The organism is Cellulosimicrobium sp. BMG9.22 (genome assembly GCF_059159975.1).
The window spans coordinates 173913-199420 of the sequence record NZ_JBZGBY010000005.1; the positions used below are offsets into that span (position 1 = coordinate 173913).

The 25508-nt window shown below is 74.5% G+C and carries 25 protein-coding genes; 11 read left to right on the forward strand and 14 right to left on the reverse strand.

The features are described from left to right. The first annotated feature begins 24 nt into the window (after positions 1-24). Positions 25-1050, forward strand: a complete 1026-nt coding sequence (locus AC4H2H_RS06110) for a 1,4-dihydroxy-2-naphthoyl-CoA synthase (protein WP_494369904.1) — start codon at positions 25-27, stop codon at positions 1048-1050. 83 nt (positions 1051-1133) lie between these two features. On the opposite strand, the gene AC4H2H_RS06115 is transcribed toward AC4H2H_RS06110, so the two are convergent. Next, complete coding sequence (locus AC4H2H_RS06115; protein ID WP_494369905.1) at positions 1134-1370, reverse strand: hypothetical protein; 237 nt, start codon at positions 1368-1370, stop codon at positions 1134-1136. A gap of 152 nt (positions 1371-1522) precedes the next feature. Continuing rightward, on the reverse strand, positions 1523-2551 hold the full coding sequence (locus tag AC4H2H_RS06120) for a DUF3048 domain-containing protein (protein ID WP_494369906.1): 1029 nt from the start codon (positions 2549-2551) through the stop codon (positions 1523-1525). 138 nt (positions 2552-2689) lie between these two features. Between AC4H2H_RS06120 and AC4H2H_RS06125 the strand changes: the two genes are divergently transcribed. Together AC4H2H_RS06125 and AC4H2H_RS06130 are read left to right on the forward strand one after the other, a co-directional pair. Continuing rightward, the gene (locus AC4H2H_RS06125) at positions 2690-4012 is read left to right on the forward strand and encodes an AMP-binding protein (RefSeq protein ID WP_494369907.1); all 1323 of its coding nucleotides are present in this window, start codon (positions 2690-2692) and stop codon (positions 4010-4012) included. A 59-nt stretch (positions 4013-4071) separates the two neighbouring features. Continuing rightward, positions 4072-4941, forward strand: coding sequence for a 1,4-dihydroxy-2-naphthoate polyprenyltransferase (locus AC4H2H_RS06130; RefSeq protein ID WP_494369908.1), 870 nt, complete (start codon positions 4072-4074; stop codon positions 4939-4941). 35 nt (positions 4942-4976) lie between these two features. On the opposite strand, the gene AC4H2H_RS06135 is transcribed toward AC4H2H_RS06130, so the two are convergent. Further along, a complete protein-coding gene (locus AC4H2H_RS06135) occupies positions 4977-5294 on the reverse strand; it encodes a DUF4229 domain-containing protein (protein WP_494369909.1) in 318 nt (105 codons plus the stop codon). Between the two features lie 31 nt (positions 5295-5325). Between AC4H2H_RS06135 and AC4H2H_RS06140 the strand changes: the two genes are divergently transcribed. After that, positions 5326-5832 (forward strand): PLD nuclease N-terminal domain-containing protein, encoded by a 507-nt coding sequence (locus AC4H2H_RS06140; protein ID WP_494369910.1) that lies wholly within the window; start codon positions 5326-5328, stop codon positions 5830-5832. Between the two features lie 136 nt (positions 5833-5968). On the opposite strand, the gene ccsB is transcribed toward AC4H2H_RS06140, so the two are convergent. The 6 genes from ccsB to AC4H2H_RS06170 all read right to left on the reverse strand — a co-directional run bounded on the left by ccsB (position 5969) and on the right by AC4H2H_RS06170 (position 11761). Further along, complete coding sequence (gene ccsB / locus AC4H2H_RS06145; protein WP_494369911.1) at positions 5969-7021, reverse strand: c-type cytochrome biogenesis protein CcsB; 1053 nt, start codon at positions 7019-7021, stop codon at positions 5969-5971. Then, positions 7018-8853, reverse strand: coding sequence for a cytochrome c biogenesis protein ResB (gene resB, locus AC4H2H_RS06150; protein ID WP_494369912.1), 1836 nt, complete (start codon positions 8851-8853; stop codon positions 7018-7020). Before resB ends, ccsB begins: the two co-directional genes overlap by 4 nt. Next, positions 8853-9617 (reverse strand): cytochrome c biogenesis CcdA family protein, encoded by a 765-nt coding sequence (locus AC4H2H_RS06155; protein ID WP_494369933.1) that lies wholly within the window; start codon positions 9615-9617, stop codon positions 8853-8855. The genes resB and AC4H2H_RS06155 overlap by 1 nt, the downstream gene beginning before the upstream one ends. Positions 9618-9721: 104 nt before the next feature. Then, the gene (locus tag AC4H2H_RS06160; RefSeq protein WP_494369913.1) at positions 9722-10363 is read right to left on the reverse strand and encodes a TlpA family protein disulfide reductase; all 642 of its coding nucleotides are present in this window, start codon (positions 10361-10363) and stop codon (positions 9722-9724) included. 127 nt (positions 10364-10490) lie between these two features. Beyond that, entirely contained in the window at positions 10491-11162 is a 672-nt protein-coding gene (locus tag AC4H2H_RS06165) for a histidine phosphatase family protein (RefSeq protein WP_494369914.1), read from the reverse strand. 71 nt (positions 11163-11233) lie between these two features. After that, positions 11234-11761, reverse strand: a complete 528-nt coding sequence (locus AC4H2H_RS06170) for a MarR family winged helix-turn-helix transcriptional regulator (protein WP_494369915.1) — start codon at positions 11759-11761, stop codon at positions 11234-11236. A 171-nt stretch (positions 11762-11932) separates the two neighbouring features. On the opposite strand from AC4H2H_RS06170, the gene AC4H2H_RS06175 reads away from it, so the two are divergent. After that, positions 11933-12484 carry a YceI family protein gene (locus AC4H2H_RS06175; RefSeq protein ID WP_494369916.1) on the forward strand — a complete coding sequence of 184 codons (552 nt, stop codon included), beginning with the start codon at positions 11933-11935 and terminating at the stop codon, positions 12482-12484. 131 nt (positions 12485-12615) lie between these two features. Here AC4H2H_RS06175 and AC4H2H_RS06180 read toward each other — a convergent pair whose 3' ends face one another. After that, positions 12616-13287, reverse strand: coding sequence for a redox-sensing transcriptional repressor Rex (locus tag AC4H2H_RS06180; RefSeq protein ID WP_494369917.1), 672 nt, complete (start codon positions 13285-13287; stop codon positions 12616-12618). A gap of 58 nt (positions 13288-13345) precedes the next feature. After that, positions 13346-13639, reverse strand: a complete 294-nt coding sequence (locus AC4H2H_RS06185; RefSeq protein ID WP_494369918.1) for a glutaredoxin family protein — start codon at positions 13637-13639, stop codon at positions 13346-13348. Positions 13640-13688: 49 nt separating this feature from the next. On the opposite strand from AC4H2H_RS06185, the gene AC4H2H_RS06190 reads away from it, so the two are divergent. Next, positions 13689-14561 (forward strand): HAD family hydrolase, encoded by an 873-nt coding sequence (locus AC4H2H_RS06190; protein ID WP_494369919.1) that lies wholly within the window; start codon positions 13689-13691, stop codon positions 14559-14561. Positions 14562-14589: 28 nt separating this feature from the next. Here the strand turns inward: AC4H2H_RS06190 and AC4H2H_RS06195 are convergent, their stop codons facing one another. Next, entirely contained in the window at positions 14590-15348 is a 759-nt protein-coding gene (locus tag AC4H2H_RS06195) for a type 1 glutamine amidotransferase (protein WP_494369920.1), read from the reverse strand. A gap of 127 nt (positions 15349-15475) precedes the next feature. Between AC4H2H_RS06195 and AC4H2H_RS06200 the strand changes: the two genes are divergently transcribed. Then, positions 15476-16072, forward strand: a complete 597-nt coding sequence (locus AC4H2H_RS06200; protein WP_494369921.1) for an NYN domain-containing protein — start codon at positions 15476-15478, stop codon at positions 16070-16072. A gap of 18 nt (positions 16073-16090) precedes the next feature. Here AC4H2H_RS06200 and AC4H2H_RS06205 read toward each other — a convergent pair whose 3' ends face one another. After that, positions 16091-17320 carry a DNA glycosylase AlkZ-like family protein gene (locus AC4H2H_RS06205; protein ID WP_494369922.1) on the reverse strand — a complete coding sequence of 410 codons (1230 nt, stop codon included), beginning with the start codon at positions 17318-17320 and terminating at the stop codon, positions 16091-16093. Between the two features lie 95 nt (positions 17321-17415). On the opposite strand from AC4H2H_RS06205, the gene AC4H2H_RS06210 reads away from it, so the two are divergent. The 4 genes from AC4H2H_RS06210 to AC4H2H_RS06225 all read left to right on the forward strand — a co-directional run bounded on the left by AC4H2H_RS06210 (position 17416) and on the right by AC4H2H_RS06225 (position 21081). Next, entirely contained in the window at positions 17416-18159 is a 744-nt protein-coding gene (locus AC4H2H_RS06210; RefSeq protein ID WP_494369923.1) for a response regulator transcription factor, read from the forward strand. Further along, positions 18156-19739, forward strand: coding sequence for a sensor histidine kinase (locus AC4H2H_RS06215; RefSeq protein ID WP_494369924.1), 1584 nt, complete (start codon positions 18156-18158; stop codon positions 19737-19739). Before AC4H2H_RS06210 ends, AC4H2H_RS06215 begins: the two co-directional genes overlap by 4 nt. 190 nt (positions 19740-19929) lie before the next feature. Further along, positions 19930-20661, forward strand: coding sequence for an HD domain-containing protein (locus AC4H2H_RS06220; RefSeq protein WP_494369925.1), 732 nt, complete (start codon positions 19930-19932; stop codon positions 20659-20661). 126 nt (positions 20662-20787) lie between these two features. Further along, entirely contained in the window at positions 20788-21081 is a 294-nt protein-coding gene (locus tag AC4H2H_RS06225; RefSeq protein ID WP_494369926.1) for a WXG100 family type VII secretion target, read from the forward strand. Between the two features lie 83 nt (positions 21082-21164). On the opposite strand, the gene AC4H2H_RS06230 is transcribed toward AC4H2H_RS06225, so the two are convergent. Continuing rightward, positions 21165-25058, reverse strand: a complete 3894-nt coding sequence (locus AC4H2H_RS06230) for an ATP-binding protein (protein WP_494369927.1) — start codon at positions 25056-25058, stop codon at positions 21165-21167. Positions 25059-25508 lie beyond the last annotated feature (450 nt).

Below are 25508 nucleotides of genomic sequence, written 5' to 3' on the forward strand. Positions count from 1 at the left end.
CGCGCACCGGCTACCGTGGCGGGCGTGAGCAGCACCGACCCCACGCCCGGCTCCCCCGCCGGCAACCCGACCGAGCCCGAGGCCAAGCTCCCCCGGACGGTGTCCGAGACGTTCGACCCTAGCGCGTGGCGCGAGGTCGTAGGTTTCGAGGGCCTGACGGACATGACGTACCACCGTGGCGTCGAGCGCGACGCGAGCGGCGCCGTCGTGCGCGACCTGCCGGTGGTGCGCGTCGCGTTCGACCGCCCCGAGGTGCGCAACGCGTTCCGCCCGCACACTGTGGACGAGCTCTACCGGGTGCTCGACCACGCGCGCATGACGTCCGACGTCGGGACGGTGCTCCTCACCGGCAACGGGCCCTCGCCCAAGGACGGCGTCTGGGCGTTCTGCTCGGGCGGGGACCAGCGCATCCGCGGGCGGTCGGGGTACCAGTACACGACCGCGCCCGACGGCGGCGGCGAGGTGCACACGCGCGACGCCGTCGACCCGGGCCGCGCGGGGCGCCTGCACATCCTCGAGGTGCAGCGCCTCATCCGGACGATGCCGAAGGTCGTGGTCGCGGTCGTCAACGGCTGGGCGGCCGGGGGCGGGCATTCGCTGCACGTCGTCGCGGACCTGTCGATCGCGAGCCGCGAGCACGCGCGGTTCAAGCAGACCGACGCGGACGTCGGATCGTTCGACGGCGGCTACGGGTCCGCGTACCTGGCGCGGCAGGTCGGTCAGAAGCGCGCGCGGGAGATCTTCTTCCTCGCGCGCGAGTACTCGGCGCAGGACGCGTACGAGTGGGGTGCGGTGAACGAGGTCGCGGACCACGCGGACCTCGAGGCGCTCGCAATCGAATATGCCCGCACGATCGCGACGAAGTCACCGCAGGCGATCCGCATGCTCAAGTTCGCGTTCAACCTCGCCGACGACGGGCTCATGGGCCAGCAGGTGTTCGCCGGGGAGGCGACCCGCCTGGCCTACATGACGGACGAGGCCGTCGAGGGTCGGGACGCGTTCCTCGAGCGGCGCGACCCGGACTGGGGCCGGTTCGGCTACGCCTACTGAGGTTCGCGACCCGAGCGGCCGCGCCCCGGAAGTTGTCAGCAGCACGTCGCACCCGAGCGTGTCCGGTTGCTGACAGGTCGAGATCAGGAACCCCCGACGAGGCTCGTGAGCATCTCGATGAGGCCGCGACCGACGAACGCCGCGGCGACGGCGAGGCCGAACAGGAGACCGACCGAGACGACGACGGGCGCGGCCGAGCGGGCGACGCCGGGCTCGTGGTCGCTCGGCGTGCTCGGGGTGTACGACGGCGGGAGCTGACCCTGCGGGCGCTCGCCGGGCTGGGGCAGGTGGTGGGCGGGGTGCTGGACGTCGGTTGCCATACCGCCACGGTGCCGCCCGGGCGTTACCCGGCACATCGGCCCCCCGGACCCTCTGCCCGGACCGCGCTCCTCCCCCGGGCGTAGTCCCCGGTCCGCCCGCGGGTGGAGCGCGACGCGCGCCCACTGGCCAGCGGCCGGGCACACCGGGACTGTCAGCCGATCTCCCAGCTCCCGGAGCCGGTCGGGACGAGCTCGATCCACGACGTCCCCGGCTCGAGCGCGACGGCCTTCCCGTCGCTGCCGGTGAGCACGAGCGGCGCGTCGACCGCCTCCTTGGACCACGTGACCGCGACCTGCTTGCCGCCGCTCGCGACGACGCCCTCCCCCGACCCGACGAGCTGCGTCTCGGGCACCGGGACGCCGGCGGGGTCCTTGAACCGCGTGTTCACCATCGTCGCGGAGAGCAGCACGACGTTCGTCGCGGACAGGCGCACCTGCTCGGAGGACACCGCAGGCTCGTCGCCCTCGCTGCGCCGGTACACGCCCTCGTCGCCGACCCACTCCCACACGGCCCGGCTCGCGTGCGTGAGGCGGACGTCGAGGCGGGCCGCGGGCCCCCCGGTGAGGGTCGCGGTCCCCCGCCCCGGCTCGCGCGCGAACACGAGCTCGGCGGGCGGCGGGGACGTGCGGTCGTCGTCGGCCTGGGCCCAGAAGTCCTCCGGGCTCCCGTAGACGTTGTGCGGCGCGCGCCGCGACCGGGTCGTCGTGAAGCCGTCGTCGCCGTGGTCCATGACGACGGACTGGATGCCGGCCGCCCCGACGGCGTCGATGAACGGCTGCTGGCCACCGGTGTACGCGAGGATGCCGTGCGCCGGGCCGACGATCGCCGGGTCCATCGGGCGCACCGACCGGACCGGTCCGACGCTCTCGGGCACCTGCGAGTGGTAGACCGCCACGAAGCGCGTGATGCCGCCCTCGACGACCTCCTCCCACACGACGTCCGCCTGCTCGAGCCCGGTCTGCGGGCGGGCCTGCGGCGCGTTCTCGATCTTCACCGCGAGCGCCGGCCGGTCCGCGACCTCCTCGGCCGCGACGCCGGTGAGCGGCCACACGACCGGCACGTCGGGCTCCGGCGGCGTGCCCTTGTCCGCGGACACGTCGGCGTCGACGGTCTGCGTCACGGGGGCCGCCGGCTCACCCCCGCCGCACGCCGCGACCAGGAGCGTCAGGGCAGCGAGCACCGCAGCGGCTCTCGCGCCGGCCCGCGCGGTTCGAACCCTCGTCACCCTCGACCTCCCGTCACCCGGGACGCTGCCCGTGGCTGCCCCCTGCCGGCGGCTCGTTGCCGGACACCCTACGACGCGTCCTACGCTGGGCGGGTGACCCGCGCCGTCGTCCCTGCCGACCTGGCCGGGCTCGTCCGGTCGGTCGGGGCCGCGCTCGATGGCGACGGACCGGCCGTCGCGCCCGTCCCCCTGCTCGACCGACCCGAGACCTCCGACGACCCGGACGTGCGCCTGCCTGAGGGCACGGCACTCGTCCTGCGCACGTCGGGCTCGACGGGTACCGCGCGCGAGGTCGTGCTCTCAGCGGCCGCTGTGCTCGGGTCGGGCGCGGCGACGCACGAGCGGCTCGGCGGCCCGGGCCACTGGCTCCTGGCGCTCCCGCCGACGCACGTGGCCGGGGTCCAGGTCGTCGCGCGCGCGCACGCCGCCGGTCGCGGGCTGAGCGTCGCCCCGCCGGACGATCCGTTCACGCCCGCGGGCTTCGCCGCGCTCGTCGCGCACGCGCCGGCAGGCGAGCGCCGGTACGCCTCGCTCGTGCCCACGCAGCTCCACCGGCTCGTCACCGCGGCGCAGGCAGGGGCCGACGGCGGCGCGCGCGGCCTCGACGCGCTGTGCTCGCTCGACGCCGTCCTCCTCGGGGGCGCCGCCACCCCCGCCCCGCTGCTGCGCGCCGCACGCGCGGCGGGTGCACGCGTCGTGACCACCTACGGCATGACCGAGACGTGCGGCGGCTGCGTGTACGACGGCGTCCCGCTCGCCGGGGCGCGCGTGCGCGTGGTCCCGCACGAGGGCACGGGCGACGGCACGGTCGAGAGCACCGACGAGCGCGTGCCCCGCAAGGCGGCCGTGGACGGCGGTGCCGGCGTCGTCGAGCTCGCCGGCCCGTTCCTCGCGGACGGCTACCTCGGCGACCGGGCCGCGACCGCGGCCGCGTTCCGCACCGACCCGGACGGGACGCGCTGGTTCCGCACGAGCGACCTCGGCCGGCTCGACGGGCCGGTGCACGCCCCGATCCTCACGGTGCTCGGCCGCGCGGACGACGTCCTCGTCACGGGCGGGGTCAACGTCGCCCCTGCGGCCGTCGAGGGTGTGCTGGCGGAGATGCTCGCCGAGATGCGCGCCGAGGCCGACGGCGTCGGCGAGGCGTGCGTCGTCGGCGTGCCGCACCCGGAGTGGGGCCAGGAGGTCGTGGCCGTGGTGACGCTCGCCGCGTGCGCGGCCGGTCCCGCGACGGGCCGCGCGGTCGACGCCGATCCCGCGCTGGTCGACGCCGTCCGGCGCCGGGTCGCGGATAGGCTGGGCCGGGCAGCGGCTCCCCGCCGCGTGCTCGTCGTCCCGGACCTCCCGAGACGCGGGCCCGGCAAGGTGGACCGCGCCGCGGTGGCGCGGCTCGTCGTCGGGCACACCGACCGCTGACGGCCGCCGCGCACGACCCGGACGCCGCACGACGACGCCGCACGACCGAACGGAGCACCATGGCCAGCACCACCGAGTGGGTCGCGGGCGCGCGCCTGCGCACCCTGCCCGCCGCCGCGACGCCCGTCATCGTCGGGTCCGGCGCCGCGGCGCAGGTGGACGGCTTCGCGTTCTGGCCCGCGCTCCTCGCGCTCGGCGTCGCGCTCGCGCTCCAGGTGGGCGTGAACTACGCCAACGACTACTCCGACGGCGTGCGCGGGACGGACCTCGACCGCGTCGGGCCGATGCGGCTCACGGCGACCGGCGCCGCGCCCGCGAGCCAGGTGCGCGCGGCGGCTTTCGGCGCGTTCGGCGTCGCGGCCGTGCTCGGGCTCGCGCTGTGCGCGGTCTCGGGGCACTGGTGGCTGATCGCCGTGGGCGCGCTCGCGATCCTCGCGGGCTGGTACTACACCGGCGGGCGCAACCCCTACGGGTACCGCGGGCTCGGCGAGGTCGGGGTGTTCGTGTTCTTCGGCCTGGTCGCGACGCTGGGCACGACGTACACCCAGGCGGACGTCGTCACGTGGCCGTCGGTGGTGGGCGCCGTCGCGGTGGGTCTGCTCGCGTGCGCGCTCCTCATGGTGAACAACATCCGCGACATCCCGACCGACGTCGTCGCCGGCAAGCGCACGCTCGCCGTGCGGCTCGGCGACTTCCGCGCCCGGCGCGCCTACCTGGCGATGATCTGGCTGCCGCTCGCGCTCGCCGTCGTGTGCGCCTTCGCGTCACCGTGGACCCTCGGCGTGCTGATCCTGCTCCTGCCCGCCGTGCTGCTCTCGCTCCCCGTCATCGCGGGCGCGCGAGGTCCGCTCCTCGTGCCGGTGCTCGCCGGGACGGGCCTGTTCGAGCTCGCGTACGGGGTGCTGCTGGGGGTCGGGCTCGCGCTCTGAGCACCGCGCACCCGGGCGTCGCCGGGCGGGACGGCTCAGCGCGCGGGGGGAGCCTCGGGGCGACCGCCCGACGCCTCGTCCGACGCCGCGTCGAAGGCCGCGTCCTCGGCGGCCGCGTCGTCCTCGATCTCGCGGGAGAAGCGCTCGCCCGTCCGAGCGCGGTGCTCGGCCCGCTCGGCGAGGTAGCGCGATGCGGCCTCACGAGGACCGCGCAGCGTGATGTACGACAGCATGAGCGCGAGGACGGCCGCGACGAGCACGAGCAGCCACCCGCGCAGCCCGGCGAGCCAGAGGACACCGAGCGCCGCCCCGAAGAGCAGCAGGCGCAGGACCGAGTAGACGACGACAGGCACCACTCCAGGGTACGGCGCATAGGCTGGTGCCATGCTCCGCGTCCTGCTCCCCCTGATCGCCGTCGGCCTCGCGGTCTACGCGCTGGTCGACCTCGCCTCCAGCGACGACGAGGAGCGTGGTGGCATCCCCAAGGGTCTGTGGATCGTGCTCATCGTGCTGCTGCCGTTCCTCGGCCCGATCGCGTGGATCGTCGTCAAGCGGTCGGCGTCCCGAGGTGGCTCGCGGTACGGCGCGCCCGAGCGCCCCGGCCGCCCCGGCGGCTCGTCGGGCGGGGTCACGCGCCGCCGTCGAGGTGCGCCCGTCGCGCCCGACGACGACCCCGACTTCCTCTGGCAGCTCGAGCAGCAGCAGCGCCGCCAGGCCCGCGACGGCGGCTCCGGCGCTCCTGACGCGACGTCGGACGACGCCCCGCCGTCGGACGCCGGGACGTCGGACGCCGGCACGTCGGACGCCGGCACGTCGGACCCTGACGAGCCGACGTCGAACGACGGCACCGCACCCAAGGGCCCCGACGACGGCGACGACTCCGCTCGCTGACTCAGCCCGGCGCGCCCGCACCGCGCGCGAAAACGTCTCTGCGCGTCGTCGAACACGACATGGGTGTCGCTATCCGGCGGATAACGACACCCATGTCGTGTTCGACGGCTCGGGCGGCCGGCTCGGGCGGCGGTGGTCAGCTGCCGGTGTCGAGGCCCGAGTACGAGTGCTTGCCGTTGAACAGCAGGTTTACGCCGGTGAAGTTGAACAGCACGCACGCGTAGCCGACGATCACGAAGTACGCCGCCCGGCGGCCCGACCAGCCGCGGGTCGTGCGGGCGTGGAGGTACGCCGCGTACACGATCCAGACGACGAAGCTCCAGACCTCCTTGGGGTCCCAGCCCCAGTAGCGACCCCACGCGTGCTCGGCCCAGATCGCCCCACCGATGAGGGTGAAGGTCCACAGCACGAACGCGACGGCGTTGAGGCGGAAGCTCAGGGCCTCGAGCTGCGTCGGGCCGGGCATCGAGTCGAGCCAGCGCCAGCCGCGCGCACCGAGGAACGCGTTGCCGCCGTCACGCGAGTCGCGCAGAAGCTGGAGCACCGACGTGACGAACGCGACCGTGAAGATGCCCGTCGCGATGATCGCGACCCCCACGTGGATGACGAGCCAGTACGACTGGAGCGCCGGCTGCACACCCGTCGCCGCGACGAAGAACGCGTTCTGCGCGAGCACGAGGAACAGCACCGCGAGCCCCGTGACGAACGACCCGAGGAAGCGGACGTCGCGCTTGAGGGAGACGCCGAGGAACACCGCGAGGGCCACGAACGCGCCGACGAGCGTGAACTCGTACATGTTGGCCCACGGCGTGCGGCCGGCGGCGATGCCGCGCGTGACGATCGCGGCGAGCAGCAGCCCGGTCCCGAGCCACGTCACCGAGATCCCGACGTTCGCCGCCCTGCGCGACGGCGCCGGGGCGGTCGAGGCGTCGCCCGTCGAGGCGGGAGTCGGCGCGTCCGGGCCGTAGGGCGAGCCCGACGACGTCGCCCTGCCCGGCGCGTTCCCCGCGGCCGCGAGCACCTCCGCGCGGTCGTTCTCGCGGTCAGCCTCGACCGTCCGGTCGGCCGCGCGCTCGTCGTCACGGCGTCCCGCGAGCCGCGCGAGGTCGATCGCGAACGCGACGAGCGCGATGGTCAGCGCGGTCGCGGCCGCCCAGACCAGGTCCTGGCTCAGCTCGGCAACGGTCATCGGTCAGCCTTTCGTGCACGGTCCTGCGCGGTCTGGTTCGTGGTCGGGCGGGAGGTGAGGTCGGCCTCACCTGATGGTGTCACGCCCGGGAGCGCGGCGAGGAGCCGGTCGACCTCGCCCTGCAGCCCGGCGTCGTCGCCGCGCGCGAGCCCTGCGACGGCGACGACGGTGCGCTCGCGCGGTGCGTCGTCCGCGGGCGCCCCCTCGCCCGGGGCCACCTCCTCGCGCCACGCGCGCACCCACACGCGGCGGCGCGGGGTGAAGAGCGAGACGGCCAGGCCCGTGAGCGCGCCGAGCGCGAAGACGAGCACCCAGGTCAGCGACGGGTCGTGGCGCAGGTCGAGCGCGACGTAGCGCGGGAGCGACTCGAACGTGATCGTGCCGAGACCGTCCGGGAGCTCAACCGTCTCGCCGGGCGCGACGAGCAGCTTCACGCGCTCGCCCTGCTCATCGACCGAGGCGGTGAGGTCGTCGGTGTCGAGGCGGTAGACGTTCTGCGGCAGGCCCTCGTCGAGGCCGAGGTCGCCCCGGTAGACCTCGAGGACGAGCATCGGGTTGATCGGCTGCGGGTAGACGGACGTCGCCGTCGTGCCGTCCTCGCTCAGCTCGGCGGTCGGCAGGAAGTACCCGACGAGGCCGATCTGGTCGAGCCCCGCCGACACGTCCGGGACCTTGATGACGCCCCGCGACGTGTACATCGTGTCCTCGGGCAGGAACGGGACGCGGCCCGCGAACGCGACCTCGCCGTCGGCGTCGCGCACGGTCACCTCGGGCGCGAAGCCGTTGCCCTGGAGGTAGATCTTCGCGCCGCCCGCCGTGAGCGGATGGTTGACCTTGATGGTCTCCTCGTGCGCCTCGCCGTCGGGGTCGCGCACCGTGACGCTCGCGGTGAAGTCCCGCGACTGCGCGAACGCGACCGCATCCGCCGCGAACTCCGCCTCGAACGCGTCCAGCGTCATGGAGAACGGCACGAGCGACGACGGCCGGAACCACGCGCCGTTCTCGAACGTGTCGTAGTCCACGACGGCGTTCGCGAACCCGCGCCCCTCGGTGACGATCGCCTGGCCGCGGTAGTGCAGGAGCTGGCCCGTCGCCACGGCGATGAGCAGCCCGACGAGGGAGAGGTGGAACAGCAGGTTCCCCGACTCGCGCAGGTACCCGCGCTCCGCGGACACCGTGCGGGCCGCAGGGCGGGGCGCGGTCCGCCCCTTCGCGGGCGTCGCGTCCTCGGACCCGGTGTCGACGCGGAACGTCGGGAGCCACCGCAGGCGGCCGCGCAGGTGCGAGCCGGCAGCCGCCACGACGTCGTCCGGCGACGCGTCGGTGACCGCGCGCCCCTGCGCGGGGAACCGGTCGAACCGGCGCGGGGTGCGCGGCGGGCGGGCGCGCACCGAGCGCAGGTGGGCTACCGTCCGCGGCAGGATGCAGCCGACGAGCGAGACGAACAGCAGGAGGTAGATCGCGGAGAACCACACCGACGCGTACACGTCGAAGAAGCCGAGCCGGTCGAGCCACTCGCCCGTCGTCGGGTTCTCCTGCAGGTAGCGCAGCACGGCCGCCGGGTCCTGCGGGCGCTGCGGCAGCACCGAGCCGGGCACCGCCGCGACGGCGAGCAGCATGAGCAGCATGAGCGCGACGCGCATGCTCGTGAGCTGTCGCCAGGTCCAGCGCAGCGTGCCGCGCCACCCGAGGGTCGGGAGCGCCGGTCCGCCGGAGCCGTCCGAGGGCGGCCGGTCGCCCGGTCCGGGGCCGTCGCCAGGACCGGCCGTGCTTCCCTCGGCGAACGCGTCGTCGATGCCCTCCGGGCGGTAGCGCTCGGTCTTCTCCGCCATCACACCACCGTCACGAATCCGTCGATCCAGCCCTGCATGGTCGACGTCCACGTCGTCCACAGGCCCGTGACCAGCGCGAGGCCGATGAGCACGAGCAGCCCGCCGCCGGTCCGCATGATCGCGAGGCGGTGCCGGCGCAGGAAGCCGAGCATGCGCTGCGAGCTCTGCAGCCCGAGCGCGATGAGCAGGAACGGCACGCCCAGCCCAACGCAGTAGGCGACCCCGAGCACGGCGCCGCGCCCCGCCGACGCCTCGCTCAACGAGAGCGACTGGACGGCGACGAGCGTCGGGCCGAGGCACGGCGTCCAGCCGAGGCCGAAGACGATGCCGAGCAGGGGCGCGCCCCACAGCCCGGCCTGCGGGCTGAGATGCAGCCGGCGCTCGCGCTGCAGGAACGGCACCGCGCCCATGAACGCGAAGCCCATGAGGATCACGACGACCCCGAGCACGCGCGTGATGACGTCCTCCCAGCGCACGAGGTGCACACCGACGGCGCCCGCGGCAAACATCAGCGCGACGAACACGAGCGTGAACCCGGCGACGAACAGCCCGACCCCGGCGAGGACCCGGCCGCGGCTCGGGGCGGCGGTCTGCGTGCGCGTCGCCGTCGTGCCGGACGCGCCCCGCGAGCCGCGCCCGCCACCGGCGTTCGCGGCGGCCATCCCGCTCACGTACCCGACGTAGCCCGGCACGAGCGGCAGCACGCACGGCGACGCGAAGGACACGAGCCCGGCGAGCACCGCGACGGGCAGCGCGAGCAGCATCGAGCCGCTGAAGACGGTCGTGGCGAACGTGTCGCCGACGCTCGTCGCGGCGACCGCGGGGACGATGGCCGGGACGGCGGCGAGAGACGGGAGAACGGGCACGGTCAGCCGGCCGCCTCGTCCTCGGCCAGCACGTCGTCGACGAGCGCGGTGAGCGTCGAGCCCTCCGCGAGCCCGATCACGCGCGCCGCGACGCGGCCCTCACGGTCGAGCACGACCGTCGACGGGACGGCCTGGAGCGGCACGGTGCCGGAGAGGGTCGCGACGACCTCGCCGCTGCGGTCGTCGATCGAGGGGTAGGGGATCTCGAACCGGCGCTGGAACGCCTGGGCGGCGCCGGCCTCGTCGGTCGTGTTGATGCCGAGGACCTGCACGCCGTCGTCGGCGCGGTCGTTCGCGAGCGCCACGAGGTCGGGCGCCTCAGCACGGCACGGTGCGCACGCCGCGTACCAGGTGTTGAGCACGACGACGTCGCCGACCCAGGCGCTCGTGTCGACCGCCTCGCCCTCGTAGTCGGTGCCGGTGAGGGCGACCGCGTCCCCGCGGTCGTCGGCCTCCCAGGTCCGCACCGACCCGTCGCCGGACACGTACCCCTGCCCGACGACGTCGGTCGTCGCGCCGGAGTCCTGGGCGCACGCGGTCAGGGTGAGCGCGGTCAGGGCGAGCACGCCCGCGGCGAGCGCTCGGCGGGCGGGTACCCGGGGAGGTGCGGAGCGCGCGCGGCGCGCGCGAGGCCCGGCGGTCACGACGACATCACGGGACGCACCCTGCCCGCCGTTCCTGGGCGCCACCTGGGAGACGTGACCGAGGTCACCCGGATCTCGGGCGCTCCGGGCGCTGGACGCCCGTTCGAGCCGTCCGGCATGACCGATCTCACGCGCCGGAGACGGTCGCGGCCCCCGGGAGGAGGTCGGCAACCGGCTCGGTGTAGTGGAGCCCGACGAGGCGGTCGTCCTCGAAGTGCAGCGAGGTGAGCGAGGCGAGCGAGCACTCCCGCTTGCGCGGGTCGTGCCACAGGCGACGGTTCTCGTAGCCCAGCCGCGTGAGCCACACCGGGAGCTGGTGGCTCACGAGCAGCGCCTCGTGACCCGCCGCCTTCTCGCGCGCGTCGACGACGGCGGCCTGCATGCGCGCCACCTGCTCGACGTACGGCTCGCCCCACGACGGCCGGAACGGGTTCCACAGGTAGCGCCAGTGCTGCGGGTGGCGCAGCGAGCCGTCGCCCACGCCGAAGGTCATGCCCTCGAAGTGGTTCGCCGCCTCGATGAGGCGGTCGTCGGTGCCGAGCTCGAGGCCGAACGCCTCGGCCGCGGGGGCCGCCGTCTCCTGGGCACGCTGGAGCGGGGAGGCCGTGACGACGACGAGGTCCGCCCGGGGCCGCGAGGTCCCGTCGGGGCCCGGCTCGCCGGCGAGGTGCGCGGCGACGCGGCGGGCCATCTCGTGACCCCGCTCCGAGAGGTGGTAGCCGGAGATGCGTCCGTAGAGGACGCCGTCAGGGTTGTGGACCTCGCCGTGGCGCAGGAGGTGGACGATGGTGGAGACCATGTGCACCAGTGTCCCGCACTCCGCGCGGCGGCACCGCACCTCGTCCGTGACGGCCCGGCGGACACCAGCGGTCAGGACTCCCGGTCGCCCTTGCACGCCTCGGCCACGACGGCCATGGCCTCGCCGAGCGCCCGGAACTGCTCGGGCGTGAGCACGTCGACCATGTACCGGCGGACCGCCGCGACGTGCGTCGGCGCGGAGGCGACGAGGACGCGGTAGCCCTCCGCCGTCATCGCGCAGTTGACGCCACGCCGGTCGCCGGTGCTCGCCGAGCGGCGCACGAGACCGCGCGCCTCCATGCGCGCGACGGTGTGGGTCACCCGGCTCCGCGACCGGGCGAGGCCGTCGGCGAGGGCCGACATGCGCAGCGTGCGGTCGGGGCTCTCCGAGAGACGGACCAGCAGCTCGTACTCGTTGAGCGACACCGCCGACCGTTCCTCGTGGTCCCGGCCCAGCGCCTCGATGAAGCGCACGGTGCCGTCGAGGTACGCACGCCACAGGCGCTGCTGGTCGGCGTCGAGCCAGCGGGGCTCGAGCTCCTCGTCGGGGGTGCCAGCGAGGCGCGGGGCGAGTGCGGAGCCGACGTCGTTGCTGGTCATGGAGTCCTCGGGTGCTGCATGGGGTCCTCTCGCTCGGGTGACGGGGCGTCGGGAGCATTCTTCCATCCTGCTGGGAATAGACGGCGCGACCGCGTATGTTGATACCGCCGTACGAAGTTGAACCTTCAACCAGTTCGCGTCCCGCAGGGACCACGACCTCCAGGAGCACCCATGGCCACGTCGCTGCCCACCGGTCTCACGACCGGTACCTACGCTCTCGACGCCTCGCACTCGCAGGCGGCGTTCACCGTCCGTCACGCCGGCATCTCCAAGGTGCGCGGGACGCTCGCGATCACGAACGGCTCGATCACGGTCGGCGACGACCTCGAGTCGACCACCGTCACCGCCGAGCTCGACGCCGCGTCCGTCAGCACCGGCGACGCGAACCGCGACAACCACCTGCGCAGCGCGGACTTCTGGGACGCGGAGAACAAGCCGACGTGGACCTTCACGTCGACGAGCATCTCGGGCGACGGCGACGACTACGTGGTCGCGGGCGACCTCACCATCAACGGCGTGACCAAGCCCGTCGAGCTGGAGACCGAGTTCGCCGGCACCGCGACGGACCCGTTCGGCAACCCGCGCGCCGGGTTCGAGGCCTCGACCGAGATCTCCCGCAAGGAGTTCGGCCTCACCTGGAACGCCGCGCTCGAGACCGGCGGCGTGCTCGTCGGCGACAAGATCAAGATCTCGCTCGACGTCTCGGCCATCAAGCAGGCCTGACGCCGAGCCCCGGCCACCGGCCGGGCAACCGTCGCCCTCCGGCAGGGCGCCGCCCGAGAGGCCGCGTGCGCGAGCACGCGGCCTCTCGCCGTGCCCGTCCTCTCCCGCGTCCCGGGCGGCCGCGAGGCGGCTCAGTCGCGCGCCTCGGCGAGGGCTCGCGCCTGCGAGTGGAACGCGAGGATCTGCAGCTCGCTGCCCACGTCCACGCCGCGCACGTCCACGTCCGGCGGGACCTGCAGCGCGCGCGGCGCGAAGTTGAGGATCTCCCGCACGCCCGCCGCGACCACACGGTCGGCGACGGTCTGCGCGTGCGCGGCGGGAGTCGCGAGGACCACGATCGTCACCTTCTCGCGCTCCACGACCTCCTCGAGCGAGTCCACGTGCTCGACGACGATCCCCGCAGCCCGCGTCCCGACGACGTCCGCCGACGCGTCGAGCAGCGCCGCGACGTGGAAACCGCGCTGCTCGTACCCCGAGTAGTTCGCGAGCGCGTGCCCGAGGTTGCCGATGCCGACGATCGCGATCCGGTGCTCGTCGACGAGGCCGAGCGCCTCGGTGATGTACTGCGCGAGCGAGTCGACGTCGTAGCCGACGCCACGGGTGCCGAACGACCCGAGGAACGACAGGTCCTTGCGCAGCTGCGCCGGGCCCACGCCCGACAGCTCGGCGAGCTCGACCGACGACGTCGTCGTCACGCCGCGCGCCACGAGGTCCCGCAACGCCCGGAGGTAGGACGGGAGCCGCGCCACCGTCGCGCTGGGGATCCCCGGCGCCGTCACCTCACCGACAACCTGCTCAGCCACCGTCACCACCGTTGTCCTGGGACCGTCCTCGTCGACGGTCGCTCGTCGTTCGTGCCGATCATCCCAGGTCGGCGCGTGCGCCCGAAATCCTGCCCACCGCGCGCGCGAGGCGGCGCGCGTCGACGCGCCAGAAGCCCTGCTGGACGCCACCGACCGTCACCACCGGGACGTACTCGCCGTACTGCTCGCGCACCGCCGGGTCCGTCGCCGGGTCGTCCAGGTCCACCTCGGCCCAGGCGACCCCCGCCTCGGCGCACACGGCCTCGACGACGACCCGGGCGTCGTCGCACAGGTGGCACCCCTGCCTGCCGTACAGGAGGACGGGCGGGGTCGGCTGCTCGGGGTCGCTCACGGTCCCAGCGTACGAGGGCAGGTGGGCCCGACGGCATAGAGTGGAGGGCATGGTGACGTCGAGCGGTCCGGGCACCTCCCGGACCCCCAGGACGTCCCGCGCCACCACGGACGCACCGGTCCCACCGGGCCCCGCGCACCGCACCGCCGCGTTCTTCGACGTCGACAACACGATCATCCGCGGCGCGTCGTCGTTCCACCTCGCCCGAGCCCTCTACCAGCGCCAGTTCTTCTCGACGGGCGACCTCGTGCGCTTCGCCGTGCACCAGGCGCGCTACCTCCTCTTCGGCGAGAACAAGCAGCAGATCGACCGCATCCGCTCCCGCGCCCTCGCGCTCATCGCCGGCCGCTCCGTCGCCGAGGTCACCGCCATCGGCGAGGAGGTCTACGACACCGTCCTCTCCCTGCGCATCTACCCCGGCACGCGCCGGCTCATCGACGAGCACCTCGCGGCGGGGCACCAGGTGTGGCTCGTCTCCGCGACCCCGCTCGAGATCGGCGAGCTCATCGCCCGCCGGCTCGGCGCGACCGGCGCGCTCGGGACCGTCGCCGAGCACGAGGACGGGTTCTACACCGGACGGCTCGTGGGCGACATGATGCACGGGCGAGCGAAGGCTGCCGGGGTGCGAGCGCTCGCCGAGCGCGAGGACCTCGACCTCGAGGGGTCGTACGCCTACGGCGACTCGCTCAACGACGTCACCATGATGGAAGCCGTCGGCCACCCGTGCCCGATCAACCCCGACACGAGGCTGCGACGTCACGCGCAGGACGTCGGCTGGCCCATCCGCGAGTTCCGCGGCCGACGGCGCCGCGTCGCCCGCAGCAGCATGCGCACCGCGAGCTGGGCCGGCGCCGCCTGGGCCGCGGCGCTCGTCCTGCGGTCCGTACGTCGAGCGGTCGACCGGCGCATCTCCCGCCTCTGACGAAGCACCGACGGTCCGGCCTCCTCGCTCAGGCGGGGACGCGCCGTCCGGGTGTCGTGCGAACGTGGGCGACGAACGCCTCGGCGAGGCGGCGGTTACCGTCGAGGATCTCCGGCGCGTGCTCGTCGAACGCGCCGAGCACGGCGTCGGTGTCGACGTCGTCGAGCCCCTCGCAGCACGCGGCGAGCCCGGCACGCGAGGTCTCGGGGTGAAACTGCACGCCGAGCGCCGAGCCGAGACGGAACGCCTGGTAGGGGTACATGTTCGACGAGCCGAGCCAGACGGCGCCGACGGGCAGGTCGACGATGGCATCGGCGTGCATGCTCGTCACGTGACGCACCGGGTCGTCGCCCGCCGCGAGCGCGGACAGCACGGGATCGGTCTCCGCCTCGGCGCGCCAGAAGACGCGCGTCGCGCCGAGCTCCCGCCCAGGGGGCGCGCTCACCTGGACCTGTCCGCCGCCCGCGACCGCGAGGAGCTGGGAGCCGAGGCAGATGGCGAGCGTCGGGACGCCGGACGTCGCGGCGGCGAGGAGGAGCTCGCGCAGCGCGGGCAACCAGGGCGCGCGGGCGTCGTCGTACGCGGACATGTGGCCGCCGAGGACGACGAGTCCGTCATCGAGCTCGTCGAGGGCCGGGAGCGACTCACCCTCGAACGCGCGGACGACGCGCAGGTCGGTGACGAGCTGGTCCGCGTAGGCATCGAGGCCGACGTCCGGGGAGTTCTGGACGACCGTGAGCCGGACGGTCCCGGTCGCTGCCGTGGCATCGGCGTGGTAGGTGGTCACGAGGTCCGACCGTACCCACTCGGACCCTCGAACGCCCAAACCTCCACGTCGCGGGCGCGGGCGTACGGCTCGCTCGGGCCGTGAACCCGCGCGACCGGTCGCACCGCACGCGGCTAGGCTGAGCCGCATGTCCGACTCCCAGAGCCCCGCCGGCACCCTCGCGACACCGCGCCGCACCTACCTCGTCGTGGACGGCGAGAACATCGACGCGACGCTGGGCATGAACGTCCTGGGTCACCGCCCGAACCCGGAGGAGCGTCCGCGCTGGGACCGGATCGTCGACTTCGCGCGGCAGGCATGGGGCCAGGACGTCACGCCGCTGTTCTTCCTCAACGCGTCGTCCGGCCAGATGCCGATGTCGTTCGTCCAGGCACTGCTCGCGATGGGCTACCGGCCGATCCCGCTGTCCGGCTCCAGCAACGAGAAGGTCGTGGACATCGGTATCCAGCGCATGCTGGACGCGATCGCGGACCGGCCGGGCGACGTGCTGCTCGCCAGCCACGACGGCGACTTCCTGCCGCAGGTCGAGGCGCTGCTCGACGACACGGACCGCCGCGTCGGGGTCCTCGCGTTCCGGGAGTTCGTCAACGTCCGCCTCACGGAGCTCACGGCGCGCGGGCTCGAGGTCTTCGACCTCGAGGACCATGTCGGCGCGTTCACGACCGTCCTGCCGCGCGTCCGCATCATCCCGCTCGCGGAGTTCGACCCGCTGCGCTACCTCTGACCCGCCTGCCGGGCGGCGTCAGGCGTGGAGCTCGCGGTACAGCGGGGTCGGGAACGACGCCGTCACGCCGTCCCCGCCGAGCAGCGCCGCGATCCGTTCGGCCTCCGCCGCGACGGCGCGCTCGGCGTCGGTTCCCACGTCCTCCAGCAGGCGGAACGCGGGCTCGCCGCCGGGCCGCACGGCCCACGCGCCGACGATCCGGCCCTCCCACCAGACCGTGGCTCCGGCGTTGCCGATCGAGTCGAAGATCGCGGCCTTGTGCGGGCCGAGGTACCAGTCGCGCGCGGCCCAGCCCATCGTCGTCGGGTCGAGCGACGGCAGGAGCGCGACGTGGCCCTCGAGCGGGGCCTCGCCGCGCCCGGGCAGGTCGGTCCCCCGCAGCATCACGCCCGGCCGTACCTCGGGCAGGCCCGGTGCCCCCGTCTCGACCTCGACCTCCTCGGCGTCGAGCCCGGCGAGCGCGGCACGGGTGTCGCGCAGGTTCCAGCCCGTCCACCACTTGAGGTCCTCGACCGTCGCGGGGCCGAAGACCTCGAGCCACGCGCGGGCGAGCTCGGTGCGCGCCGCGGCCTCGTCGAGCGCAGGGATGCCTCCGGGGAACCAGTCCTCGACGGGAAACCACACGTGCCGGTTGGACGACCAGCTCCCGCGGGGCTCGCCCCGGAAGACCGCGCCCTCGGCGGACAGCAGGGACAGGAGCTGGGACGTCATGGTGCGCCGCACGTCCCACGACTTGTCGGTCGTCGGGAGGAACGCGGTGCGCAGCATCGGCGCGACCTTCGAGAGCGTCGCGCCGTCCATCGGGCCGCGCTCGGCGAGCGCCGCGTGCACCTGAGCCTCGACCGCGGCGAGGAACCGTGGGGCGTCGTCGACCGGCGGGTCGGTGGGCAGCGTCGCGAGCCCCTTGAGCAGGTGCGCCCGCAGGCGGCGCGCGACGGCCTCCGCCGCGGCGGCGTGGACCACGGGCACGACCTCGCGCCGCACGACGAACATGGTCCGTCGCATCGCCAGCACCTTCACGAGCGACCGGCACTCGAAGACGGCGGCTCGGACGTCGTCGAGCACGAGCTCGGGCACGCGCGCGAGCACCGACAGGTAGACGCTGGGCGCGTCGGTCGCGTGCAGCGCGAGCAGCCGGTCGACGACGTCCTCGGGGCTGTGCGCCGCCGGTCGCCCCGGGAGGTCCGCACCCAGGGCGAGCTGCTGCGCGACGAGCCGACGCCGTCTCTGGTCCACCGTGATCCGCACGACCGCCATCCTGCCCGACACAGCCCGGCGGCGGGACCCCAGGCGGCGGAGGGGATCTCCAGGCGACTCCCAGACCACAGGAGGACACTGGGGGCATGAGCACACCCGAGGCACGGCTCGTCGTCGTCGACGACGAGCCCAACATCCGCGAGCTGCTGGCCACGTCCCTGCGCTTCGCCGGGTTCGAGGTCCACGCGGCCGCGGACGGGCAGAGCGCGCTGCGGCTCGTGCGCGACGTCGAGCCCGACCTCGTGGTGCTCGACGTGATGCTCCCCGACATGGACGGGTTCACCGTCACGCGCCGGCTGCGCGAGAAGGGCCAGCACACGCCCGTCGTCTTCCTCACCGCGAAGGACGACACGCGCGACAAGGTCACGGGCCTCACCGTGGGCGGCGACGACTACGTGACGAAGCCGTTCAGCCTCGAGGAGGTCGTGGCGCGCATCCGCGCGGTGCTGCGCCGCACGCACGCCGAGCCCGTCGAGGACGCCGTGCTGCGCTTCGCGGACCTCGAGATGGACGAGGACTCGCACGAGGTCCGCCGCGCGGGCATCGACGTCGACCTGTCCCCCACCGAGTTCAAGCTCCTGCGCTACCTCATGCTCAACGCCGGGCGTGTGCTGTCCAAGGCGCAGATCCTCGACCACGTCTGGCAGTACGACTGGGGCGGCGACGCCAACATCGTCGAGTCCTACATCTCCTACCTGCGGCGCAAGATCGACAACCTCACCGTGCCCGGCCCCGACGGCGAGCCCGTCGCCCTGCCGCCGCTCATCCACACCAAGCGCGGCGTCGGGTACCTGCTGCGCCAGCCGCCGGGCGCGTCGACGACCTCATGACGGCAGGACCCGACCGCACGACGTCGGGCGCGCGCGAGCACGTACCCGGGGCGCCGGAGTCACCCCCGGGTGCCGGCGGCCCGACGGCGGAGCGCCCCTTCGGCCGGCCCGTCCCCACCGCGGAGTGGGGCTGGTTCGCCCGCATCCCGCTGCGTGCGCGGCTCGTCGCGATCACGGTGCTGCTGCTCGCCGCCGGGCTGGGCCTCGCGTCGGCGGTGACGACGACGGTCGTCTCCAGCCATCTCGTCGGCCAGGTGGACGCGCAGCTCGAACGGTCCGCCGAGGGCGTCGCGAGCTCGACGATCCGGCAGACCCCCGCGTCCGCCACGCTGCCGAGCGACTACTACGTCCTGGTCCGCGACCTCGACGGGAACAGCTGGTCGCAGGGCTGGCCCCAGACGACGACTCGGTACGGCACCCCCGACATCCCCGCGATGTCGAACCCCGAGGTCGAGGACGCCGTCGGGACGCAGTTCACCGTCCCCTCGGTGGGCGGGGTCGACCCCGCCCAGTGGCGCGTCACGCCCTTCTTCTACTACGACAAGTTCACCGGTCAGCTCGGCGGGACCGCGTTCGTCGCGCTGCCGCTCACGGGCATCCACGAGACCGTCAAGGTGCTCGGGCGGGCGCTCGCGCTGTCGGCGCTCGGCATCGCGCTCGTCGGCGGAGCGATCGCGTACCTGGCGGTCCACCGCGCGCTGCGCCCGCTGCGCGAGATCGAGGAGACGGCGGCGGACATCGCCGCGGGCGACCTGTCGCGACGCGTGCGCCCCGCCCCGCCGACCACCGAGGTCGGCTCGCTCGCCGCCTCCCTCAACGCGATGCTGTCGCAGATCGAGGAGGCGTTCGCCGCCCAGGAGGCGTCGGAGGAGCGGATGCGGCGCTTCGTGTCCGACGCGAGCCACGAGCTGCGCACCCCGCTCGCGACGATCCGCGGCTACGGCGAGCTCTACCGGATGGGCGCGCTCGACACGACCGACAAGGTCGACGACACCATGGTCCGGATCGAGGACTCCGCGACCCGCATGGGCGCCCTCGTCAACGACCTGCTCGCGCTCGCGCGGCTCGACGAGGGGCGACCGCTGCGCCACGAACCGGTCGACCTCGCGGCGCTCGCGCGCGACTCGGCCCAGGACCTGCACGCGCTCGACCCGAGGCGCGAGGTGCGCGTCGTCGGGCTGGCGCCCGGCGACGACGCTCCTGGGTCGCTGCGCGTCGTCGGCGACGAGGACCGCCTGCGGCAGGTGCTCGCCAACCTCATCGGCAACGTCTCACGGCACACGCCCGCCGGCACACCGGCCGAGATCGCGCTCGGCACCGTCTCGGCGCCTGCTGCCGACGGGCCGGCCGCGGTCCTCGAGGTACGCGACCACGGTCCCGGTGTGCCCGCCGAGCAGGAGGCGCGCCTCTTCGAGCGGTTCTTCCGTGCGGACTCGTCGCGGAACCGCGCGTCGGGAGGGTCCGGGCTCGGCCTGGCGATCGTGGCGGCGATCGTCGGCGCCCACCGCGGGCACGTGTCCGTCCGGTCGACCGACGGCGGCGGGCTCACCGTCCGCGTCGAGCTCCCGCTCGCGTCCTGAGCACCCACCGACGGACGCTGGACGAATTCGTGACCGTTTTGTGACGAGAACGTGACACCGCGGCGGCTACGATGACGCGTCGTCGGTGGACCGACCTAGGCTGGTGCCGAGGCCCACGGACGATGCCGGGCCTGCCGACCGGAGCACCGGCCGGTCCCGTACCTCCCTGTCGTCGAAGAAGGCTGAAGTCATGGGCGTCAACAGCGCCGACGCACCGCAATGGTTCCTCTCCTCGTTCGTCCGCGGTGCTCGCGGAGCCGGGGCGACCGCGCCGGACCAGGAGGTCCGCGTCGTCGGGCAGAGGCTGCTCGACCGGTGGGACCAGCCGGACCGCCACTTCCACAACCTCCGGCACCTGGCCGACGTGCTCGGTCGCGTCGACGAGCTCTCGCAGGAGACGCACGACCCCGACCTGGTCCGCCTCGCGGCGTGGTACCACGGGGCCGTCTTCGACGCGAAGGGCCGTGCGACCTACGCCAACAAGGGCGGCGAGGACGAGTCGGCGAGCGCAGCGCTCGCGCACACGGAGCTCACGGCGCTCGGCGTCCCCGAGCCGGCCGTGCGTCGCGTCGCGCAGCTCGTCAACGCGCTCGTCCGGCACGCACCGGACCCGACGGACTTCGACTGCGCGGTGCTGTGCGACGCGGACCTCGCGATGCTCGCCGCCGAGCCGCAGCGCTACAAGGAGTACCTCAAGGACGTGCGCGACGAGTACGCGCACATCCCGAAGCCCGACTACGTGCGGGCGCGGATCGCGATCCTCACGAAGCTGCTCGACCGCCGGTCGCTCTTCTCGAGCCCGCTGGGAACGGCGTGGGAGGAGCCCGCGCGGCAGAACCTCGACGCGGAGCTCCAACGCCTGCGCAAGGAGCAGATCAGGCTGGCAGAGGCGTCCTCGCCGTCCACAGCCTCGACGTCCTGAGTGTTGTCCACAGGTTCCCGTGCCGACTCGGCGGGAGCCGCCCGTTCCGTCCTAACGTCCCTGTCGAACGCCGGGTCCCACCGGCGCGACGTGGCCCCGAGGTCACCCGACACGACGGAGGACGACATGAGCAGGTACGAGGTCGACAGCGTGCGCGTCGCGCAGGCGAGCGCCGCGGTGAACGGCTCGGTCACGGCGATCCGCGGTGAGGTGGCCGCCATGATGCGGCACCTCACGGACCTGCAGGCGTCGTGGCGCGGCACGGCATCGACCTCCTTCACGGGGGTCATGACGCAGTGGCAGGGCACCCAGACGCGGGTCGAGGAGGCGCTCGACGCGATCACCGCGGCGCTCGGGTCGGCGGCGCAGACGTACGCGGACGCGGAGTCGCAGGCGGCGCGCCTGTTCGTCGCTCGCTGATCGCGCCGGGAGCGATGCCGCGTCGGCGGGTCGCGGCGATCAGTGGCGCGGCTGGGTGGCGCCGGCCGGGGGCGACCGGCTCGTCAGTCGTCCGCGCGGACGACGGCGAGCCGGTCGCCCGCGCGCACGTGGTCCCCCGGCCGGACGAGCACCTCGACGACGCGACCGGGGGCGGGCGCGAGCACGGGCAGCTCGAGCTTCATCGCCTCGAGCACGACGACGGGACCGCCCTCCGGCACCACGTCACCCGGGCGGGCCTCGACCCGCCACACGACGCCGCCGAGCGGGGCGCGCAGCACGGTCCGGGACGGCCCGTCCTGCTCGTCCGGCTCGTCTTGTGGCCGCCCGCCGACGGACGACCTGCGGACCTGAGCCCGCGCCGACGTCCCGACGTGCTCGCCCGCGTCCGCCCACGCCCGCGCCTCACGGTCGAACGCCGCGCGACGCGAGCGGGCGACGGTCTCGATGTCGTCCGCCTCACGCGTCAGGAGCGCCGTGTGCTCGCGGCCGGAGAACGTCCCCTCCTCGACCGCGAGGTCCAGGACCCCGGCGCGAGCCGCGGCACGACGCTCGGCGAGCTCGTCCGCGTCGACGGGCTCCCACACGATGCGGTCGAAGTACCGGAAGAGCCACGGCGTGCCGCTCTCGAACGGTGGGCGCTGGGCGTGCGGCGACCAGATCGGGACGGTGCGACCGACGAGCTGGTAGCCGCCCGGGCTCGCCATGCCGTAGACGCAGAGGAACGCACCGCCGAGACCGACGGCGTCGGCGGGCGTCCACGTGCGGGCGGGCGTGTACTTCGTGGTCAGGAGCCGGTGCCGCGGGTCCACCGGCACGGCGAGGGGCGCGCCGAGGTACACGTCGCCGAGGCCGAGCACGAGGTGCTCGGCGTCGAGCACGGTGCGGCGCACGTCGTCGACGCTCGTGAGCCCGTTGACGCGCCGCACGAAGTCGACGTTCGACGGCAGCCACGGAGCGTCGGCCCGGACGGCCGCGGTGTAGCGCTCGACGGCCTCGCGGATCGCCGGGTCGTCCCAGCTCAGCGGGAGCCGCAGCACGCGGCTCGGCACCTCGATCTCCGCGCTGGGCGGCAGGTCGTGCTCGAGCTCGCGGAGCAGCCCGACGAGCCGCTCGACGCGCAGCTCGTCGGGGTCGACGTGCACGTGCAGCGTCCGGACGCCGGGCGTCACGTCGACCACTCCGCGTGGTGCGGCGTCGTCGAGTGCCCGGGACAGGGCGTGCACGCGCAGACGGTCGAGCAGATCGAGGGCGCCGTCGGCCCCGCCGTACTCGACGAGCACGTTGTCGTCCGCGCCGCGCAGGTACCGGACCGCGGGCGGGCGGGCCGCGCCCGGCCCGCGCACGTCCTGTGGCCTCGTCGCGTCGCCGTCGCCGTGACCGTCGCCGTCGCCGTGCCCATGGTCGTGGTCGTGGTCGTGGAAATGGCCGCCGTCGTGCACGACGACGTCGCTCGAGAACGCACTGGATTCCCGGCCCCGAACGGCCCGGACCGTCGTCGGTACCCGCGCTGCCGCGCGCGCCGCGTCGGAGACACGGAGGCGCCCCGCGCCGTCGTCGCGGACGGTGACGAACCGCACGACGTCGCCCGGGCGCATCTGTCCCAGCTTCCAGCGCGAGCCCGCGACGACGGTGACCGGGCAGACGAATCCGCCGAGGCTGGGTCCGTCCGGGCCGAGGAGGATCGGCGTGTCGCCGCTGACGTTGAGCGAGCCGACGGAGTACGGGTTGTCGAGGACGTTGGACGGGTGCAGCCCGGCGTCGCCACCGTCGGGACGCGCCCACGTCAGCGGCGGTCCTTCGAGGCGGATCCCGGCGCGGTCGGCGTGCGGCAGGACGCGCCACCACGCCGTGCGCAGCCGCCCGAGCGCAGCCTGGGTGAGCGCCCCCGACTGGGGCCCGGTCGTCACGGCGAGCTCCCACGAGTGGCCGATGCGTGGTCGCTCGTCGGTCGGCACCGGCGACGGCTCGCCGAACCCGGGGTTCCGCGCCACCGAGCGACGTCCCTGACGCGCAACCCCGGGTTCGGCGGCGGCCGGGTGCCGCTCAACCCCGGGTTGGACGGCGGACGGCGGCGCCGGGCTCAACGCGTCGCCCGCCGCGAGCTCGCGGCCGGCGTAGCCCCCGATGCCGCCCGGCACGAACGTCGCCGTCGAGCCGAGGTACTCCGGCACGTCGAGCCCGCCGCGCACGAGCACGTAGGTGCGCAGCCCGGCGCCGTGCGGCGCGCCGACGCCGAGGACTCCCCCGGCCGGCACGACGACCGGCTCCCACTGCCGTACCGGCGCGCCGTCGACCGCGACCGGAGCGGGCGCGCCCGTCACGCACACCGTGGTCGCGTCCGAGAAGCGCAGGGTCGGGCCGGTGAGCGTGCACTCGAGGCCCGGCGCGCCCTCGGGATTGCCGAGCGCGCGGTTGCCCGCCCGGAACGAGAGGTCGTCCATGGGCCCCGACGGCGGTATCCCCACACCCCAGTACCCGGTGCGCCCCGGCCAGTCATGGACCGTCGTGAGGACCCCCGCGTCGAGCACGTCGATCCAGGGCGACGGGTCCTGGACGCGGCCCAGCGTGGCGGTCGTCGCCGTGCCCGCCACGACGTCGGGGTCGCCGAGCGCGGTGCGCAGCAGCGAGACGTTCGTCGGCACCCCGTCCACACGCACGTCCCCGAGCGCCGCTCGCAGGGCCGCGACGGCGTCGGCGTGGGTCGACGCGCGGAGGACGACCTTGGCGAGCAGCGGGTCCGCGTGCGGGCCGAGCTCGTCGCCCACGCTCGCTCCCGTCTCGACACGGACCACGGTCGTCGCCCGCGCTCCGGTGCTGCCCGCCGGCTCGACCGGGGCCCGGCGATCGCCACCGTCGAGCGCACCGTCGTGCACGGAGGGAAGGTCCAGCCGCGCGAGCGTGCCGGCGACCGGGCTGCCGTGCCGCACGTCCTCCGCGTAGACGCGCGCCTGGACCGCCGCCCCACGCACGGGCGGGCCCGACGGCGGCACCCCGTCGAGCACGGTCGCGTCGCCGAGGGCGAGGCGCAGCATCCAGGCGACCAGGTCGACCCCGGTCACCTCCTCCGTGACCGTGTGCTCGACCTGCAGGCGCGGGTTCACCTCGAGGAACGCCACCTCTCCCGACTCGACGTCGAGGAGCGCCTCCAGGGTCGCGGCCGAGCGGAGGGCGACGGACTCGCCGAGCCGGCGTGCGCCGTCGTGCAACGCACCGCGGACGGCGGGGTCGAGCCCGGGTGCCGGCGCGACCTCGAGGACCTTCTGGTGGCGGCGCTGGACCGAGCAGTCCCGGTCGCCGAGCGTGACGACGCGGCCCGACCCGTCCCCGAAGAGCTGCACCTCGAGGTGCCGCGCGCGCTCGACGTGCCGCTCCACGAACAGCCGCCCCGACGACCCCGGCCGCGACGACTCGCGGCGCCACGCCGCGGCGAGGCCGTCGGCGTCGCGGCACACGTGCACGCCGGTGCCGCCCCCGCCACCCGCATCCTTGAGCACGAGCGGGAAGCCGATCTCCCCCGCCCACCCGATCGCGTCCTCGAGCCCGGCGAGCACCGCCGACCCCGGCAGCACGCGCAGACCGCACTCGCGGGCGAGCGCCCGGGCGCGGGCCTTGTCGCCGAGCACGCGGAGCTGGTCGGGAGCCGGGCCGGCGAACGCGATGCCCGCCGCCTCGACCGCCGCGGCGAACCCGGCGTCCTCCGAGCGGAACCCGTAGCCGGGGTGCAGCACGTCGGCGCCCGCGACGAGCGCGGCGTCGAGGAGCCGACGGCCGTCGTCGTACGACGCGGCGACGGGCGCCGGACCGAGCCGCACCGCGTCGTCCGCGAGGCGCACGTGCCGGGCGCTCCGGTCGCCGTCGGAGTGCACCGCCACGGTGCGCAGGCCGAGGTCGCGGGCGCTGCGCACGATGCGGCAGGCGATCTCGCCGCGGTTCGCGACGAGCAGCGTGGCGGCCATCGCCCTCCCGGGTGCCGGTGCGGGCGCGTGTGCTCGCACTCGCTGTCGGGACAGATCGACGACAAGAGTAGGCCCCGCGCGGCCGGCGCCACCACGCAGTCCACCGTCGGGCGCCCACCGCGCGGCCCACCCGAGAACGGACTTCGTGCGAAGCAGCACCGAGCTCGCGCGAGGCGGCCGAGAGAAAAACCCTGGTCGCGCGAGAGAGAACCCTGGTCCCGCCAGGTAGGTGCCGGGTAGAGCGTCGTGGTCGACAGACGACGGCGGCGGGCCGGGCGCCGACCAGGCGTCGCCCCCTTCGTGAGGCCGAGAAGTGAGAAACAGCCCCGAAATCGCGCGATTCTGGGGCTGATTCCCACTTCTCGACGACACCGAGCCCGGGACGAGCCGCAACGGCATGTTCGGCGTAGCCCGGGTCCGCCCAGGCTGGTGCAGATCAGGGCGAGACGA